Annotated in this window: 14 protein-coding genes, 6 tRNA genes and 1 riboswitch; of the genes, 10 read left to right on the top strand and 10 right to left on the bottom strand. The window is 45.3% G+C overall.

All coding sequences use genetic code 11. The annotated features are described in order from the left end of the window. Nucleotides 1–184 precede the first annotated feature (184 nt). The 9 genes from QYT14_RS07790 to QYT14_RS07750 form a co-directional block, all read right to left on the bottom strand. Nucleotides 185–883 carry a HesA/MoeB/ThiF family protein gene (locus tag QYT14_RS07790; protein ID WP_288324719.1) on the bottom strand — a complete coding sequence of 233 codons (699 nt, stop codon included), beginning with the start codon at nucleotides 881–883 and terminating at the stop codon, nucleotides 185–187. A 152-nt stretch (nucleotides 884–1035) separates the two neighbouring features. Continuing rightward, nucleotides 1036–2166, bottom strand: coding sequence for a 2-iminoacetate synthase ThiH (gene thiH, locus QYT14_RS07785; protein WP_237039280.1), 1131 nt, complete (start codon nucleotides 2164–2166; stop codon nucleotides 1036–1038). A 25-nt stretch (nucleotides 2167–2191) separates the two neighbouring features. Then, a complete protein-coding gene (locus tag QYT14_RS07780; protein ID WP_288324720.1) occupies nucleotides 2192–2776 on the bottom strand; it encodes a transposase in 585 nt (194 codons plus the stop codon). After that, the gene (locus QYT14_RS07775) at nucleotides 2773–3294 is read right to left on the bottom strand and encodes a hypothetical protein (RefSeq protein ID WP_288324721.1); all 522 of its coding nucleotides are present in this window, start codon (nucleotides 3292–3294) and stop codon (nucleotides 2773–2775) included. The genes QYT14_RS07780 and QYT14_RS07775 overlap by 4 nt, the downstream gene beginning before the upstream one ends. A gap of 120 nt (nucleotides 3295–3414) precedes the next feature. Continuing rightward, on the bottom strand, nucleotides 3415–5118 hold the full coding sequence (gene thiC / locus QYT14_RS07770) for a phosphomethylpyrimidine synthase ThiC (protein WP_288324804.1): 1704 nt from the start codon (nucleotides 5116–5118) through the stop codon (nucleotides 3415–3417). A gap of 12 nt (nucleotides 5119–5130) precedes the next feature. Further along, nucleotides 5131–5904 (bottom strand): thiazole synthase, encoded by a 774-nt coding sequence (locus tag QYT14_RS07765; protein WP_237039283.1) that lies wholly within the window; start codon nucleotides 5902–5904, stop codon nucleotides 5131–5133. Between the two features lie 12 nt (nucleotides 5905–5916). Further along, the gene (locus QYT14_RS07760) at nucleotides 5917–6546 is read right to left on the bottom strand and encodes a thiamine phosphate synthase (protein ID WP_237039284.1); all 630 of its coding nucleotides are present in this window, start codon (nucleotides 6544–6546) and stop codon (nucleotides 5917–5919) included. Between the two features lie 5 nt (nucleotides 6547–6551). Beyond that, on the bottom strand, nucleotides 6552–6752 hold the full coding sequence (thiS, locus tag QYT14_RS07755; protein ID WP_237039285.1) for a sulfur carrier protein ThiS: 201 nt from the start codon (nucleotides 6750–6752) through the stop codon (nucleotides 6552–6554). 62 nt (nucleotides 6753–6814) lie between these two features. Further along, nucleotides 6815–6919: riboswitch (TPP riboswitch) on the bottom strand. A 280-nt stretch (nucleotides 6920–7199) separates the two neighbouring features. Continuing rightward, nucleotides 7200–7817 carry a superoxide dismutase gene (locus tag QYT14_RS07750; protein ID WP_288324722.1) on the bottom strand — a complete coding sequence of 206 codons (618 nt, stop codon included), beginning with the start codon at nucleotides 7815–7817 and terminating at the stop codon, nucleotides 7200–7202. A 108-nt stretch (nucleotides 7818–7925) separates the two neighbouring features. On the opposite strand from QYT14_RS07750, the gene QYT14_RS07745 reads away from it, so the two are divergent. From QYT14_RS07745 to QYT14_RS07705, 9 genes are all read left to right on the top strand, one after another. After that, nucleotides 7926–10232, top strand: coding sequence for a UvrD-helicase domain-containing protein (locus tag QYT14_RS07745; RefSeq protein WP_288324724.1), 2307 nt, complete (start codon nucleotides 7926–7928; stop codon nucleotides 10230–10232). 31 nt (nucleotides 10233–10263) lie between these two features. Beyond that, a complete protein-coding gene (nspC, locus tag QYT14_RS07740) occupies nucleotides 10264–11427 on the top strand; it encodes a carboxynorspermidine decarboxylase (RefSeq protein WP_288324725.1) in 1164 nt (387 codons plus the stop codon). A 174-nt stretch (nucleotides 11428–11601) separates the two neighbouring features. Continuing rightward, a tRNA-Gly gene (locus QYT14_RS07735) sits at nucleotides 11602–11674 on the top strand. A gap of 46 nt (nucleotides 11675–11720) precedes the next feature. After that, nucleotides 11721–11801, top strand: a tRNA-Leu gene (locus QYT14_RS07730). Between the two features lie 27 nt (nucleotides 11802–11828). After that, a tRNA-Leu gene (locus QYT14_RS07725) sits at nucleotides 11829–11915 on the top strand. 14 nt (nucleotides 11916–11929) lie between these two features. After that, nucleotides 11930–12002 (top strand) — tRNA-Gly (locus tag QYT14_RS07720). An 8-nt stretch (nucleotides 12003–12010) separates the two neighbouring features. Then, nucleotides 12011–12094 (top strand) — tRNA-Leu (locus tag QYT14_RS07715). A gap of 14 nt (nucleotides 12095–12108) precedes the next feature. Beyond that, nucleotides 12109–12181 (top strand) — tRNA-Gly (locus tag QYT14_RS07710). Nucleotides 12182–12317: 136 nt separating this feature from the next. Then, a complete protein-coding gene (locus QYT14_RS07705) occupies nucleotides 12318–13937 on the top strand; it encodes a 5'-nucleotidase C-terminal domain-containing protein (RefSeq protein ID WP_288324726.1) in 1620 nt (539 codons plus the stop codon). 123 nt (nucleotides 13938–14060) lie between these two features. Here QYT14_RS07705 and QYT14_RS07700 read toward each other — a convergent pair whose 3' ends face one another. Then, nucleotides 14061–15563: a glutamine synthetase family protein gene (locus QYT14_RS07700; RefSeq protein ID WP_288324727.1), complete on the bottom strand. Its 1503-nt coding sequence runs from the start codon at nucleotides 15561–15563 to the stop codon at nucleotides 14061–14063. A gap of 293 nt (nucleotides 15564–15856) precedes the next feature. On the opposite strand from QYT14_RS07700, the gene QYT14_RS07695 reads away from it, so the two are divergent. After that, nucleotides 15857–17389 (top strand): bifunctional GNAT family N-acetyltransferase/carbon-nitrogen hydrolase family protein, encoded by a 1533-nt coding sequence (locus QYT14_RS07695; RefSeq protein ID WP_288324728.1) that lies wholly within the window; start codon nucleotides 15857–15859, stop codon nucleotides 17387–17389. Nucleotides 17390–17425: the final 36 nt, after the last annotated feature.

Here is a 17425-nt window from a genome sequence, read left to right as displayed (position 1 = left end):
CAAAGATAGTAATCAATATGTAATATTCCTAGTAGTTTGCTGTATTTATTTAACGGTTGGGGGAGAAGCTATAAATAAAAAAATCTTCGTCGACCTTCACAGGCAAATGAAGATTAAGGGTTTATTATGGTTACAAAGGTAATATAAAAAATGGATAAAGCAATACTTTGCACCATAAAAGATTTTATTTTTCTAAGAAGAGGATGTGCGTCTCCATCGTCATGAGGTCGATAACCCATAATTTGCCGCTTAGCACTTCACCATATCCGCCTATTACTTTCAGTACTTCGGTTGCCTCAGCGCATCCCACCATGCCGGGGGTCACTCCAAGTACGCCTTTGGGCGGGTGGGGCATGGAGAGCATTTCGTCTTCCTCCGGAAAAAAGTGGCGATAGTTCGGGCCGCCTTGGTAATTGAATACAGACACTTGCCCATCGAAAGCGCGGATGGCACCATATACATAGACCTTGCCCAACTGTACGCAAGTGTCATTGATGAGGTAGCGGGTGGCGAAGTTGTCGCATCCGTCGACCACGATGTCGTATTGGCTGATAATTTCGACGGCATTCTCTATGGTGAGCCGATGAGGGTAGGCATTGATTCGTATGGAGCTGTTCAGGGCTTCGAGACGTTTCTTGGCTTGGGTAGCCTTGTGCATACCTACTTCGGTTTCGCTATAGAGCACCTGGCGTTGTAAGTTGCTGATGCTTACCACGTCATCGTCCATTAGTCCGATGGTGCCCACTCCGGCTCCTGTCAGGTATAAGGCGATGGGGGAGCCCAGCCCGCCTACACCGACTATAAGGACTTTGGCGCGTTGGAGGCGCTGTTGTCCTCCTTCTCCCAGTTCGGGGAGAAGGATTTGACGGTTGTATCTTTCCATATCTTATGGTCGCGTTTATCGTTTCATTCAAGTGATTATATTTCCTCACCAGAGTGATATAATTGAATCTGCCGGGTGATGTAGTTTCATCACTAAGGTGATACGATTATATCGAAAGGCTGTGTGAGGAGGTTTGATACTGTCTGTATTGCTTATCGCGTTAACGTGAATTGGTCAAAGGAAGCGTCCCAGTCTTTCCATACCGGTTCTCGTCCTAATGATTTCAGTGCGCGTTCCACTTCTACGGCCGTACGCTCGTCGCTTACATGGAATTGCTCCAAGGCTTGCGGATACGTATAGTAGCCTCCCGGTTCGGTTTTGCTTTCGGCGCTCATGGTGGTGACGCCCAGTCCTGCCATGTTATCGCGGATGTGTGCCGGTTCGCGGGTGGAATAGGAGATGTCTACATCATGGTCGAAGATGCGCATGGCGAAAGTGAGTTGCGCCAGTTCGCGGTCGTTCATGATGACATTCGGCTGGAAGCCGCCGTTCTCTGCCGGACGCATACGGGGGAAGTTGACACTGTATTTTGTTTTCCAGTACTTTTTCTGTAGATAGCGCAGGTGGTAGGCCATCATGGTCACGTCGGTGCGCCACTCTTCCAGTCCGATGAGGACACCCATACCGATGGAGTGAACGCCTGCCTGCCCCATACGGTCGAAGCCGTCGACACGCCATTCGAACTTGGATTTCATTCCGCGCGGATGATATACGTTGTAACGGGCTTTGTTGTAAGTCTCCTGAAAGCAGATGACACCATTCAGTCCGTGTTCCTTCAGTTCGGCATATTCTTCGGCTTTGAGGGGCATTACTTCTATTTTCAGATTGCTGAAGTATTTTTTGGCAATGTCCAGTGCTTTGGCAAGATAAGGGACTCCGGCTTTGGCAGGATTCTCGCCGGTTACCAACAGCAGGTTTTCAAACGGACCGAGTTTCTTGATTGCTTTGTATTCATCTTCCATCTGCTCGGGGGTGAGGATGGTGCGTGCCATCGGATTGCTGATATGGAAACCGCAATACACACATGAGTTGGTGCAGGAGTTTGTTATATATAGAGGTATAAACATGGAGATGGTCTTGCCGAAACGTTCTTCAGTGTATTTCTTGCTTAGTTGTGCCATCGGCTCCAGGTATTTTGCTGCTGCGGGAGAGATGAGTGCCATAAAGTCGTCTACGTCGCAATGCTCTTTGCTGAGGGCGCGAAGCACGTCACTCTCTGTCTTGGAGTAGATGGCTTTGGTGGTTTCCTCCCAATCTATTTTTTCAAGTTCTTCTGAAAACATGATAGTTATTTTTTTTATTGTTCTGTTATTGTTCAATGAATAATTGGTCTTTCTCCCATCGTAATGGGTTGGTGATGATATAATCCGATATTTCTTCGTATGAATGCTGGTTGCGGATGATGTGTTCGTAATAGTTGCGTTGCCACAAACGTATAGGCAAATCGATTTCTTTGGTTGTTTGATATTTAAAGAAACCTATTATTTGACCAATTGTCGGCTCGTAGGGGCGGGGTTTGCCCGCCCTGTTTTCCGCATAGGGCATTTCATCGTTATCAATATGTGCGGATGTTCCGGTGGATGCATTCGGGCGGGCAAACCCCGCCCCTACAATACGGATGATGCAATGGAAATGATTGGGCATGATTATATGTTCCATACATATAATGTCCGGGTATTTTTCTTGTAATTTTAAATACCACTTTTCTACTAACCTTCCTGCTTCATTCAAATACATATCTCCATTTATAATCTTTCCAAACATACACTTCTTGTCCTGTGCACAAACCGTGATGAAATACAAACCTTCTGATGAATAATCGTATTCTTTCAGGCGTATACTGTGACGGTGATGGATTTCAGGATTATACATCTTGATTTTCTGATTATTCATTTCCTTATTTTCTTTAGGATGTTGTTGCGTGCGCATTGCACGGCTGCTGTATAGTATTCCGGTTCCATGTTCTGCAAGTATGCTTCCAGTTCTCCCATCAGTTGCGGTTCTTTCAGGCAGATGGTGTATGCCAGTTTCATACATACGGCTTGTCCGGCTACACTTTCGGCAGGCGATAACATTCCGTTCAGACAGAAGTCGAAGAAAGCTACATTAATGGGCTCGGAGACAGGAAGATGAAGAAGCGTGTTCAATAGCAACCGCCGTATGCCGTCATGAGGGCATTGTATGGCTCGCTGCATCAGCTCTTCCCTTTTGTTTATCAACAGGGAAGGGGCGAGGATGCTCAGTTTTTCGCAAGCCCATGTAGCACGCCAGGCTATCTTTTTGTCTTCGTGCCGGGTGAGGGCATAGAGGTTGTCAAAGCGGGCAGGTGAATCCATCACCTGTTCCACTATGCTGTCTATGTATTTTCTTCCTAAAGCGCCTTCCAGTGCTTTCTTGAAATCTTCTTCCATTTGTTTTTTCTGTGACGATTAATTATCCGAATGCATCCCGAATGTCCGCCCGAATGGTGCATTTGTGGATGCATTCGGGCAGACACATGGGTCTGCCCCTACGATGGACGAGAACACGATTTATCCCTTGCCTTCTACATTCTTCAGGTCGCGGCTCAGTTTCATGGCGCAGAAGTTCGGTCCGCACATGGTGCAATATTCACCGTCCGTGTGGCGCCCTTCATTGAAGTATTCCAACGCGCGCTCCGGGTCGAGGCTCAAATGGAACTGGTCGCGCCAACGGAATTCATATCGTGCCTTGCTCAATGCATTGTCACGGATTTGTGCACCCGGATGGCCTTTTGCCAAATCTGCGGCATGAGCGGCTATCTTGTAAGTAATTACGCCCACGCGAACATCCTCTTTGTTGGGCAGTCCGAGGTGTTCTTTCGGAGTGACATAACACAACATGGCAGTGCCCAGCCAACCGATTTGTGCTGCGCCGATAGCCGAAGTGATGTGGTCATAGCCCGGAGCGATATCCGTAACCAATGGGCCGAGGGTGTAGAACGGTGCGTTATGGCAATGTGAAATCTGACGTTCCATGTTTTCCTTAATCTTATGCAGAGGCACATGTCCCGGGCCTTCGATGAATGCCTGTACGTTCTTGTCCCATGCGCGAAGCACAAGCTCGCCCATCGTATCCAGTTCGGCAAACTGAGCTTCATCGTTGGCATCCTGGATACAGCCGGGGCGGAGTCCGTCACCTAAGGATATGGCTACATCATATTGTGCCAGAATATCACAGATGTCGTCGAAATGTTCGTACAAGAAACTTTCCTTGTCGTGCATCAGGCACCACTTGCTCATAATGCTTCCCCCACGGCTCACGATGCCGCAAAGCCGCTTGTCTGCCAAGTGTACGTTCTGTCGGCGTATCCCGGCATGAATCGTAAAGTAGTCCACTCCCTGTTCGCATTGCTCTATTAATGTATCTTTATAAATCTCCCAACTGAGGTCTTCTACTTTTCCGTTTACTTTTTCCAATGCCTGATAGATGGGTACAGTACCCACGGGTACGGGACAGTTGCGGACAATCCATTCACGTGTCTCGTGAATATTATCTCCTGTCGAGAGGTCCATCAGTGTGTCGCCTCCCCATTTGCAGCTCCATACCGCTTTTTCTACTTCTTCGTCTATAGAAGAGGTGGTGGCCGAATTTCCGAGGTTCGTGTTAATCTTGACAAGGAAGTTGCGGCCGATAATCATCGGTTCGCTTTCGGGATGGTTGATGTTGGCAGGAAGTACGGCGCGTCCGGCAGCTATTTCGTCGCGGACGAATTCGGGAGTGATGTATGTCTCAATTCCCAGTTCCTTACAATTCATGTTCTCGCGGATAGCTACATATTCCATTTCCGGTGTAACGATACCTGCTTTGGCGTATGCCATTTGAGTGATGGCTTTTCCTGCTTTGGCGCGATAGGGCAAAGCGATATGCTCAAAGCGTAGATGGTCCAGGCTTTTATCGTCGCGGCGCATTTTTCCGTATTCGCTTGTAATGGAAGGAAGTTGTTCCACATCGCCGCGTCCGGTAATCCAGCTTTCACGCATACGGGGGAGCCCTTTTTTCAAATCTATCTCAATATCAGGGTCACTGAAGGGACCGCTGGTGTCATAGATGTAGACAGGATTGTTGGGTGTTGTCATTTTCTCACCGTTCACAATGTTGACGGTGGGAGTGAGGTTTACCTTTTGCATACCTACTTTGATGTAGGGAAACAGGGTTCCTTGCATGTATGCTTTCTCGGCGTGAGCGTATGCCTTTTTATCTTGTTCTTTGTCCATCATATTCTTATTTTAATCTAAAAATGAAGTTAAAGGTGATGAAGCGGAGGCAACCAAGTTTTGCCCGACAATACCCAATCCGGCTTCGTATGCACGGCGGCCGGCGATGACAGCTTCTTTAAATGCGGTTGCCATTTCCACCGGATTTCCGGCAACGGCAATGGCTGTATTGACCAGACAGGCGTCTGCCCCCATCTCCATCGCTTCGGCAGCATGGCTTGGAGCACCGATTCCGGCATCCACTACCACAGGGACAGAGGATTGCTCGATGATGATGCGCAGGAAATCACGTGTCTGTAAGCCTTTATTGGTACCGATGGGAGCTGCAAGAGGCATGACGGTTGCGGCACCGGCTTCTTCCAGACGTTTGCACAGAGTGGGGTCTGCCTGACAGTAAGGTAATACGACAAAACCCAGTTTCACCAGTTCTTCGGTAGCTTTCAGTGTTTCTGTGGAATCCGGCAGCAAGTAACGCGGGTCGGGGTGGATTTCAAGTTTCAGCCAGTTGGTTCCGAATGCTTCACGTGCCATTTGTGCGGCAAAAACGGCTTCTTCGGCGGTGCGTACCCCCGAAGTGTTGGGTAATAACTGGATATGCGGATGAATGATATGTTTCAGCATATCGTCTTCTTTATTATCGAGCTCGATACGTTTCATGGCTACTGTCACCATTTCGCATCCTGATGCCAGGATAGATTCTTCCATGATGGTGTTTGAATAGAATTTGCCGGTTCCCAAAAATAAGCGGGAGTCAAATTCTTTTCCGGCAATGATGAGTTTCTTCATTGTAGTTATAGTTTATTTGTTGTTTATCTTTTCGATATTTATGATTCGTCTTGTCTCTTCTATGGGGTTGTCTGCACGCAGAATCGTTCCGCTAAGGGCGACTCCTGTGACACCGGTTGCCATGATAGAAGGAATATCCTCGAAAGTTATGCCTCCGATGGCAACAATGGGCAGATGAATACCGGCCTCTCTCATTTGTGTCACAATGGAGCGATAACCCTCCAGACCCAACACCGGCGAAAGATTCTTTTTGGTTGTGGTGAAACGGAACGGGCCGCAGCCGATGTAATCAGCCCCGGCTGCATAGTGCATCTTTACATCGTCGAATGTATTGGCGGTGCCTCCTATGATAAATTCTTTTCCCAATATATTCCGGGCCTCGGCTATGGGCATGTCTTTTTTCCCCAGATGTACGCCATCGGCATGGATTTTCTTGACTAACTCCACGTGGTCGTCTATGATAAAGGTGGCACCGTAGTCCTTGCATAAAGGTTGCAGACGCAGCGCTTCGCGTTCCACCTCGCTGACAGGAGTATCTTTCATGCGTAGCTGAATCCAGCGGCAACCGCCTTCGAGAGCCATGCGTGCCGAATCATAATAGGAATAAGTATCGGTGAAATGTGTAATGAATTGAAGTTCCATCGGCCTTATCCTCCACAGGCAGCTTTAATCACTACCAAACTGTCATTGGGTTGCAATATGCGTTCGTTCCACTCTGTGCGGGGAGTCATCTTGTTGTTTACGGCGATGGCTATACCTTTCTCGGGCAATGCCAACTGTGAGGCAAGTTCGGCAACGGTGCATCCGTCCTTCACTTCTGTTTCTTTGCTGTTTACTTTCAGTTTCATAAGTTAGGAGTTTATGAATTTGTATGTAAATACAAAGAGTTGCTTTTAAGCCGGAGGATGTATAGGCAAGAAGTAACAATCCCTTCGTCGGTACTAACCGCATCAGGTTCACAGGGTATAATCTCAGCCCATTCATCGTTATCCGTGGGGCACCCCTTTGTTTTTACGGTCACAAAGATATAGGAAAAGAAATGAATAATGCTATAAATCAGTGGATTTTTTTTCCCTGTGTTACTATAAAAGGGAATAGCAAAGAAAGATGAGGGTGTATCGAAACGTGGATAATGCTGTCGTTAAGTTCGCAGGGGCAAGGTTCGCTCGCCCGAAAACAGTTTACTTTGTGTCTTCGGGCAGGCAAACCCTGCCCCTGCAGCTGACGATTGGATAGGCCGGTTTAGTTTTAACGCACTCCTATTTTTATAATTAATGTGTAACTAGTGTGGCCTTTTACATACGTTTTTCCACTGCATCCCAATCAATGATTTCCCACAACTTATTCACGTGGTCGGCACGGCGGTTCTGGTAATCCAGATAATAGGCATGTTCCCAAACGTCGAAGCCCAGTAGTGGTTTCAATCCGTGGCGCAGCGGGTTGCTGCCGTTCGCTTCTTTAGTGATATGCAGCTTACCGTCTTTGTCGACCGAAAGCCATGCCCATCCCGAACCGAACAGGGTAGTGGAAGCGTTGTTCATTTCTTTCTTGAAGTTGTCAAAGCTTCCGAAGTCGCGCTTGATAGCCTCGGCCAGTTTGCCTGACGGCTCGTGCTTGTTGGGCTGCGGAGCAAACTGAAGGAAATATAATGTATGATTCAATACTTGTCCGGCGTTGTTGAAGATACCTCCGTCGGGGGCAGTGGCTACAATTTCTTCCACACTCTTGCCTTCGAATTCAGTACCCGGTACAAGTGCGTTAAGGTTGTTTACATAAGTTTGCAGGTGCTTACCATAATGGTAATCTATAGTGGCCTGGCTGATTACAGGTTCGAGCCCGTTGTTTGCATACGGGAGTTTTGGCATTTCGTAAGTCATAACTAGAGAAATTAAAGTTGTTAATATAATATTCATTTCAAGTCGAGTTTTGAATTAAACTTCTGTTATAACAACATTATTGCTGCACGAAATGTTCAGATAAACTTAAACTTTCTCTATCTTTGTGGGCGAAAGATGAAACGTATGACAAATTATTTAGAAGAACTTAATGAAAGCCAGCGCAATGCGGTGCTTTACAATGACGGCCCCTCTTTGGTTATTGCCGGAGCAGGGTCGGGAAAGACTCGTGTGCTGACTTATAAAATAGCTTATTTGTTAGAGCAAGGATATCAGCCGTGGTCTATTCTGGCATTGACATTTACCAACAAGGCTGCCCGTGAAATGAAGGAACGCATCGCCCGCCGGGTGGGTGAAGAGGCCCGCTACTTATGGATGGGGACTTTTCATTCCATCTTTTCGCGCATTCTGCGGTCGGAGGCACACGTCATCGGCTTTACCTCCAATTTCACTATTTATGATTCTTCGGATTCAAAGAGCCTGATAAAGTCTATAGTAAAAGAGATGCATTTGGATGATAAGACATACAAGCCGGGAATGATTCAGTCACGCATCAGTAATGCAAAGAATCATTTGGTATTACCGGATGCGTATGCATCGAATGCGGATCTTTATCAGAATGATGTGAATGCCAAAGTGCCGGCTACACGCGATATCTATCATCGCTATTGGGAGCGTTGCCGGCAGAGTGATGCGATGGACTTTGACGATTTGTTGGTCTACACTTATCTATTGTTCCGCGACCATCCTGAGATTCGTCAGAAATATGCCGGACAATTCCGTTATGTATTGGTAGACGAGTATCAGGATACCAATTTTGCGCAGCATAGTATCGTTCTCCAGCTTACAAAAGAGCATCAGCATGTCTGCGTGGTGGGCGATGATGCACAAAGCATTTACTCTTTCCGGGGTGCAAATATTGATAATATCCTGAAGTTCACACAACTCTATAAAGGTGCCAAACTCTTTAAACTTGAGCAGAACTACCGTTCTACTCAAACCATTGTTTGCGCTGCCAACAGTCTGATAGAGAAGAATAGTGAACAAATTCGCAAAGAAGTGTTTTCCGAAAAGGCGAAAGGGGAACCTATCGGAGTGTTTAATGCATATAGTGATGTGGAAGAGGGTGAGATTGTTGCCAACCAAATACTGAGGCTTCGCTCACGCGAACATTATTCATACAATGATTTTGCCATTCTGTATCGTACCAATGCTCAAAGCCGTATTTTTGAAGAGGCCTTGCGTAAGCATAACTTGCCTTATAAAATCTATGGAGGGCTATCGTTCTATCAACGTAAGGAAATAAAGGATATTATTTCTTATTTTCGTCTGGCTGTCAATCCGAATGATGAAGAGGCTTTCAAGCGAGTGGTAAATTATCCGGCACGAGGAATAGGGGACACTACGTTGAACAAGATTATAGATGCCGCTACGCAGAATCATGTCAGCCTCTGGAAAGTATTGGAGGAGCCTTTGACTTATGGAGTGTCTGTTAATAAAGGTACACATGCCAAGTTGCAGGGCTTTCGTGAAGTGATAGAGAATTTTATAAGAGAGGCGGCGGAAAAGAACGCGTATGAGGCCGGTACGCTGATTGTGCGTCAATCGGGCATTATGAATGAAATTTACCAGAGTAATGACCCTGAGAATTTGAGCCGGCAGGAGAATATAGAGGAGCTGATAAATGGTATGCATGATTTTTGTGCTACACGCGAGGAGGAGGGTAATGAAAATGTCCGCTTGACGGATTTCTTGTCGGAAGTATCTCTGCTGACAGATCAGGACAGCGATAAGGAAGGGGATGCTGAGAAAGTAACGTTGATGACCATCCATTCTGCCAAAGGATTGGAGTTTAAAAATGTGTTTGTGGTGGGGTTGGAAGAAAACTTGTTTCCCAGTGCATTGTCGCTTAATTCATATAAGGAACTGGAAGAAGAACGCCGCTTGTTCTATGTCGCGATAACCCGTGCCGAAGAGCATTGTTATCTTTCTTTTGCCAAAAGCCGTTTTAAATACGGAAAGATGGAATTCAGCAGTCCGAGCCGTTTTTTGAAAGACATTGATGTGCATTTCTTGCAGTTGCCTCAAGAAGAGCAAATGGCAAGAAGAATAGACGAAGGGGCCGGGCGTTTCCGCCGTGAGCAGAATGAACGCTTGCAGTTGGGGGGGAAGCCGAAAGTGGAAATGATTCGCCCTACGGTGCCGCGCAACTTGACGAAGGTAGGAGCAGCGACGAGTGTGAAGTCGCCAACATCAGCCTCATTGCCTGTCAATGTGCAGGCCGGTCAGGTGATAGAGCATGAGCGTTTCGGTATCGGTGATGTGATAAAAATAGAAGGAACCGGAGAAAACAGTAAAGCGACCGTACGTTTCCGTAATGCGGGAGAAAAACAATTGTTATTGAAGTTTGCACGGTTTAAGGTGGTAGGATAGTAGTTTTAATATAGTAAAGACATTAATAAATATGATAGATATAGATAAAATACCGTCTCCATGCTATGTGATGGATGAAAGTTTGCTCAGAAAGAATCTGAGTTTGATAAAAAACGTTGCTGACAAGGCCGGAGTAGAGATTATTCTAGCTTTTAAATCCTTTGCCATGTGGAAGTCGTTCCCCATTTTCAGGGAATATATCCGTTATACTACTGCCAGTTCGGTGTATGAAGCGCGTTTGGCCTATGAAGAATTTGGGAGCAAGGCACATACTTATTCTCCTGCGTATACAGAAACGGACTTTCCTGCCATCATGCAGTTCAGCAGTCATATTACATTCAATTCTTTCAATCAGTTCCGTCGTTTTTATCCGATGGTTGAGGCGAATGGGGATAAGATTTCCTGTGGCATTCGCATCAATCCCGAATATTCGGAAGTGGAAGTGGAACTTTACAACCCATGCGCTCCCGGCACCCGTTTCGGAGTGACAGCCGATTTGTTGCCTGAAACATTGCCGGCCGGCATTGAGGGTTTTCATTGCCACTGCCATTGCGAATCCGGTTCTTATGAGCTGGAGCATACGCTGGAACATATCGAGGCTAAGTTTTCCCGCTGGTTTCCCCAAATAAAATGGTTGAATCTGGGTGGGGGACACTTGATGACACGTAAGGATTATGATACAGACCATCTTGTGGCTCTCCTCAAGGGCCTGAAAGTACGCTATCCTCATTTGGACATTATTTTGGAACCGGGCTCCGCTTTCACTTGGCAAACCGGTCCCCTTGTGGCTTCGGTGGTTGATATTGTTGAGAGTCGTGGAATTAAGACAGCCATTCTTGATGTCAGTTTTACCTGTCACATGCCCGATTGTCTTGAAATGCCTTATCAGCCGACCGTACGCGGAGCAGAAACATTGCCGGCGGAAGCGGTTAAAACAGCCAAGCCGGAAGAGTATATTTACCGTTTGGGCGGGAACAGTTGTTTGAGCGGCGACTATATGGGCAGTTGGCGTTTTGACCATCCTTTACAGATAGGAGAACGAATCGTGCTGGAAGATATGATTCATTATACCATGGTAAAGACAAATATGTTCAATGGAATTCATCATCCTTCCATTGCCATTTGGCATACAAATGATACCTTGGAGGTATATAAGCATTTCGGATATGAAGATTATAGGGACCGTATGTCGTGATATATAAGAAAAAATTAATTCCAATTTGTATTGATAATGAGGAATTTGGTGAAATAATGTAATGAGTGTACTATAAAAAGTACGGAAAAGTTTTGGAGGTTTAGAAAAAAGCACTACCTTTGCAACCGCAATCGGGAAACAGCTGCTGGTCAGTCAAAACCGAAAGCGGAAATTGCGGAAATAGCTCAGTTGGTAGAGCATAACCTTGCCAAGGTTAGGGTCGCGAGTTCGAGTCTCGTTTTCCGCTCACGAAAGAAATCTTGTGCGTAGTGACAAGCGAGTTACACAGAGAAGCCCAGGTGGCGGAATGGTAGACGCGCACGTTTCAGGTGCGTGTGTCGAGAGGCATGCAGGTTCGAGTCCTGTTCTGGGCACTGTTACACAAGAATTTCTTAGTTGATGGAGGAATGGCGGAATTGGTAGACGCGCCACTTTGAGGGGGTGGTGACAGTTATGTCGTGTGAGTTCGAGTCTCATTTCCTTCACCAAAAAATAGATATTTGCGGAAATAGCTCAGTTGGTAGAGCATAACCTTGCCAAGGTTAGGGTCGCGAGTTCGAGTCTCGTTTTCCGCTCACGAAAAGCCCAGGTGGCGGAATGGTAGACGCGCACGTTTCAGGTGCGTGTGTCGAGAGGCATGCAGGTTCGAGTCCTGTTCTGGGCACCATTAGATGAATAATTGCGGAAATAGCTCAGTTGGTAGAGCATAACCTTGCCAAGGTTAGGGTCGCGAGTTCGAGTCTCGTTTTCCGCTCTAAGAGAGAAGGTCAATGTAGAAATACGTTGGCCTTTTTTAGGCAGCATACCGAATTTGTCGATGAAATATTGGTGTTGGCGAAACAATTCCTATCTTTGTTCCTCTGAAAAGGAAATCTATTAATATATTTATTATGAACAGAACATTTTTGAGAAAGGTTGCTTTATGTTGTGGCCTGTTAATTAGTTTGCCATTCGTCGTATTCGGGCAAGTTCATGGGGGAGAACATCATTTTGATTTGACTGTTGCTGATACTGTTTCTTTTTTGTCATTCAATGATTTTCATGGTGCATTTGTGAAAGACCGCAATGTTCCCGGAGCTGCTGAATTGGTCCAGGCGGTTTTGGAAGAGAAAGCCAAGAATAAAAATACTGTTGTTGTTTCTGTGGGGGATAACTTTAGTGGAAGTTATTTCTCTAGAATCACTCGTGGAAAGCCACTGCCGGAGATGTTTAAAGAGATGGATGTCAAAATGTCGGCAATAGGAAATCATGAATTCGACTGGGGGTTACCTTTCTTGGTGGATACGGCAGCAGTATGTATGGATTATATCGCAGCTAATATTGTAGCAAAAGAAGGGCATGCTCCGCTGGAGTGGTTGGCACCTTGCAAGGTGGTGGTGCAGCCACTTAAGAATGGCGGCAATATCAGAATCGCTTTTGTTGGTTTGACAACTACAGATACGGCAGTCAAGACAAGTCCTGAAAATATTAAGGGGCTTGATTTTATAAATCCCGTGGAGGCGGCACGTGTTCAGGTTGCAACCGGTCTTAAAAAGGATGGAAAAGTGGATATGGTGGTGTTGCTGATGCATATTGGCACGGACATGTCCAATCCCGATGTGATTGAAGAAGAAAATGCAAAGCGGCTTCCATGGGTAGAAGGTGTGGATGCCATTATTTCCGGTCACTCGCACAAAGTGGTGCTGGCTGAGGTAAATCATCTTCCCATTGTCCAAGCGGGCGTGAATGGCACTCATCTGGGAAAATTGAATTTTGAAGTGAAACAAGATGCAGGCAAGTATGTCATTCAGTATATTGGTGGAGACACGATTCGGGTAGCAGGAGAGGGGAATCCGGCTATTGACTCGCTGGTAAATAAGGAGATGGACAAGTATGGCTTTGAGGAGGTGCTTACTGCGGCTGAAAATGATTTAATCCATGACCGTAATATTAATAAAAGAGATTATACTTCTGTAGGTGCTTATGTGACTGCGGCCTATGCGGATGCTTTCCGTAAGCATTCTCAGGCATCGAAGAAATATAGTAAGCTGTCGGTTGTCGGGGTAAACCATTACGGTGGTTTACGTGCAAGTATATTGAAAGGGGAGGTGACGAAGTTGCGTGCAGGAAATGTGTTACCCTTCCAAGGACATTTGCTTGCGTTCCATTTCTCTGGTAAAGAGTTGAAGAAATTGTTGACTGATGGGCGTGTTAATAAGAATGGCTTCTTGCAGACATCTCATTTGGCACTTGATTTGGCATCGGATGGAGTGACCGTTACTTCTGTTACTGATTTGATTACAGGAAAAAAGATAAAGGATACAGGGAAATGTATTGTTGTGCTGGATTCTTTTATTACTGACGGTGGAGATGGTTATGATGCAGGACTCTTTCAGAAACCGGTCAAGGAATTTAATGATTTGAATCTTGAACCGACAGTTGTCTTTATTGATTACTTGCGGAACTTGGGAGGGACTGTTTCTGTGGAAAAAGCTCCGTTGCCTGAGGTTATCACTAAAAAGGCACGATAACCGAATCTGATAGTATTCAGATTGTATAAAATAAAACTTGCTCAAGCAGAAGACTGTTTATCGTCATCGTTTGAGCAAGTTCTTTTTTCTGAGTATTATTTATAAAAGTTTGTTAGGCAAATTTTATCCGCAATGGAAATATCTGTTTACTAAAGCCAACATCGCTTCAGGGTTGTCTTTCAGTTCGCTACGCAGGGTTCTATCGTTGTAACTTTGCAGTTTGCTGATAATTCCGTCAATCATGGCCGGGCTGAATACATTGTATTTTTCAAATATCTCACGCTGCTGTTGCAGGCACTCGGCAGAAGCGGTACAACTGTCGGGAAGCTGTGCCAGTGCTTTTAGTTTGTCTGCATTTTCCTTTTGGTGAATATTTACGTTTACATAAGTCTTTTCTGCTATGTCCAATGCATTCTCCAACTCGAAACCATGTCGGCAAGCCACGGCTAGTCCGGCTATTAATTGATAGAGATCGGCCGAGCCGTCCGGTGAACGCATTTCCACTGTTTGCTTTTGGGTGGTATCATAATTGCTTTGGCTTTCCAAAGGATTTGCAGTCATGCACATATCTGTTTTTGCTGCCCATCCCAAAGGTACCCGGACTAGAACCGAACGGTTACGGTCACCCCAGCAAATATTTGTAGGAGCTTCCTGATGCGGAACCAATCTGAAATAAGAAGTCGGGTTCGTATTGCCAAAAGCTGTAATCGAGGGGGCGGCAACCATCATTCCGGCAATGGCCTTGCGAGCTATATCCGATAATACACCATTGTGTAGCATCTGATTTTGTCCGTCTTTCATAATACGCATATGGATATGCAGTCCCGAACCGGCTTTGCCGGTAGTGATTTTCGGTGCAAAAGTAATATCATAACCATTCTTATAAGCCAGATTACGGATAATCCATTTGGCAATCATTAGTTGGTCGGCGGCATCTTCAGCCCGTACAGGCAGAAATTCAATTTCATTTTGTTCGTATATCATGCCGTTCAGGGTGAAATTACCAACTTCGGAATGACCGTATTTGATTTGTCCGCCGGCTTGTGCAATATAAGCCATGCATTGTGTGCGGAAATCATTGAATTTGGCATAGGGAGCTGATTCATGGTATCCTTTTTGGTCGGTTGCCGGAAACATTCCACTATCGGGGGCAATTACATAATATTCCAGTTCCCCCATTGCTTGAAATTCCATATCGGTGACATCGGTAAAAGCTTTGCATGCCTTCTGCAATGTATGTTCAGGAGAACTTTCCAATGGTTCGCCATCCTTATTAAAGAAAGAGCAAAGCATGGACAGAGTTGGTATTTCGGCAAATGGATCAAGGAAAGCTGTACGGAAACGTGGAATTACATAGAGGTCACTGCTTCCGGCTTCGATAAAAGGGAACAGGCTGGAACCGTCTACTCGTTCGCCACATGTGAGAATGGCGTCCAGATATCCAAGATTGTTGATTACAAAATTAAGTGTTTTCAGGCGTCCGTCTCCTGCAGGATACATAAAGTTAACCATACGGATACCGTTTTCTTGGATATAGCGTATAATATCAGCCTTAGTGAATTCAGCACAAGGCTTACCGATAAAAGCTACCAATTGGTTGGGATTCATTTCTAGTTCTTTATTCATAGCATGTTGTTTGTTTTTTTGTTTGTTATAGGGTTAACGCTCCAAAGGTAATGAAAAGTTTTTAAATCCCTATCAATATATGTAGGCTGAGTTCTGTTTGTCGAGCCAATTTATATGATGACCGGAGGTTGAAGTCCAATTCAGATAGTCGGGATATGCCTCACTTACTCCTTTATTATAATTTAGGTGTAGGCGACATTTAAGTAAAAACAGAAATAAAAGCCGTTTCTCATCGGTTTTTGTCTTTTTGTTTATAACTTTGCTTCCAATTTTAAGGTATAAAAAGAAATGTTATGGAACCGATGCACAAAATCAACAAAGTAGAGGTCCGAAATTTACAGATCGAAGATTATGCCCAGTTATCACAGTCATTCACACGAGTTTATGCGGATAAAGATGTTTTCTGGACACATGAGCAAATTAAAACGCTAATCGGGATTTTCCCCGAAGGGCAAGTAGTAACAGTAGTAGACGATAAAATAGTGGGTTGTGCCCTCTCCATCATTGTCGATTATGATATGGTGAAAGGCGATCACACTTATGCTAAAGTCACGGGGAATGAAACATTCTGCACCCATAAGCCCGATGGCAATATCCTCTATGGCATAGAAGTGTTTATCCATCCGGAGTATCGGGGGCTGCGTTTGGCGCGACGTATGTATGAATACCGTAAGGAGTTGTGCGAGAAGCTGAATCTTAAAGCAATTATGTTTGGAGGGCGTATCCCTAATTATTATAAGTATGCCGACGATATGCGTCCAAAAGAATATATTGAAAAGGTGCGTTCTCGGGAAATTTATGATCCGGTACTTACTTTCCAGTTATCCAATGATTTCCATGTTCGGCGTGTGATGAAGAATTATCTTCCCAATGATGAGGAATCAAAGCATTGCGCCACCCTGCTGCAATGGGATAACATTTATTATCAAGAACCTACAGAGGATTATGTAGACAGGAAAACTACCGTCAGGGTAGGTTTGGTGCAATGGCAGATGCGACCTTACAAGACGTTGGATGATGTCTTTGAACAGGTAGAGTTTTTTGTCGATGCGGTATCTGATTACAAGAGTGATTTCGTCCTCTTTCCCGAATATTTCAATGCACCGTTGATGGCAAAATTCAACCATCTGGGCGAGGCGCAGAGTATCCGCGGACTGGCGCAATATACGGAAGAAGTTCGCGACCGCTTCATTAATCTGGCTATCAGTTATAATATTAATATCATCACGGGCAGTATGCCTTATGTCAAGGAGGACGGAGGACTGTATAATGTTGGTTTCCTCGTGAGGCGTGACGGAACCTATGAAATGTATGAGAAGGTGCATGTCACTCCAGATGAGATAAAAAGCTGGGGATTGACAGGAGGCAAGATGGTTAAGACATTTGATACAGACTGTGCCAAAATTGGTATTTTGATTTGTTATGACGTAGAGTTCCCCGAATTGTCACGTATTATGGCAGATCAGGGTATGCAGATTCTATTTGTGCCTTTCCTTACGGATACACAAAATGGTTACTCACGCGTTCGTGTCTGTGCGCAGGCGCGTGCCATTGAGAATGAGTGCTTTGTCGCTATTGCAGGTAGCGTGGGCAATTTGCCGCGTGTGCATAATATGGACATTCAGTATGCACAATCGGGGGTATTTACTCCGTGTGATTTTGCTTTTCCGACGGATGGTAAACGGGCGGAAGCTACTCCGAACACAGAAATGATTCTTGTATCGGATGTAGATTTAGACTTGCTGAACGAATTGCATACTTATGGCAGTGTGCGTAATTTGCGTGATCGTCGTCATGACCTATATGAACTGAGGGTAAAAAAATAGTTTTTTTGTATGGGCGGGCATTACATACCTGTCCAT

Origin of the sequence: uncultured Phocaeicola sp., from assembly GCF_948499155.1 — a bacterium.
Taxonomy (GTDB): domain Bacteria; phylum Bacteroidota; class Bacteroidia; order Bacteroidales; family Bacteroidaceae; genus Phocaeicola; species Phocaeicola faecalis.
Note: the sequence above shows the minus strand (reverse complement) of the source record. Positions and strands in the feature narration are given on the sequence as shown.

Coding starts and splice junctions, on each gene's coding strand:
- QYT14_RS07705 (WP_288324726.1), top strand. CDS start 12,318: ATGAACAGAACATTTTTGAGAAAGGTTGCTTTATGTTGTGGCCTGTTA.
- QYT14_RS07790 (WP_288324719.1), bottom strand. CDS start 883: ATGGAAAGATACAACCGTCAAATCCTTCTCCCCGAACTGGGAGAAGGA.
- QYT14_RS07775 (WP_288324721.1), bottom strand. CDS start 3,294: ATGGAAGAAGATTTCAAGAAAGCACTGGAAGGCGCTTTAGGAAGAAAA.
- QYT14_RS07780 (WP_288324720.1), bottom strand. CDS start 2,776: ATGAATAATCAGAAAATCAAGATGTATAATCCTGAAATCCATCACCGT.
- thiC (WP_288324804.1), bottom strand. CDS start 5,118: ATGGACAAAGAACAAGATAAAAAGGCATACGCTCACGCCGAGAAAGCA.
- QYT14_RS07750 (WP_288324722.1), bottom strand. CDS start 7,817: ATGAATATTATATTAACAACTTTAATTTCTCTAGTTATGACTTACGAA.
- QYT14_RS07700 (WP_288324727.1), bottom strand. CDS start 15,563: ATGAATAAAGAACTAGAAATGAATCCCAACCAATTGGTAGCTTTTATC.
- QYT14_RS07760 (WP_237039284.1), bottom strand. CDS start 6,546: ATGGAACTTCAATTCATTACACATTTCACCGATACTTATTCCTATTAT.
- thiS (WP_237039285.1), bottom strand. CDS start 6,752: ATGAAACTGAAAGTAAACAGCAAAGAAACAGAAGTGAAGGACGGATGC.
- nspC (WP_288324725.1), top strand. CDS start 10,264: ATGATAGATATAGATAAAATACCGTCTCCATGCTATGTGATGGATGAA.
- QYT14_RS07695 (WP_288324728.1), top strand. CDS start 15,857: ATGGAACCGATGCACAAAATCAACAAAGTAGAGGTCCGAAATTTACAG.
- QYT14_RS07765 (WP_237039283.1), bottom strand. CDS start 5,904: ATGAAGAAACTCATCATTGCCGGAAAAGAATTTGACTCCCGCTTATTT.
- thiH (WP_237039280.1), bottom strand. CDS start 2,166: ATGTTTTCAGAAGAACTTGAAAAAATAGATTGGGAGGAAACCACCAAA.
- QYT14_RS07745 (WP_288324724.1), top strand. CDS start 7,926: ATGACAAATTATTTAGAAGAACTTAATGAAAGCCAGCGCAATGCGGTG.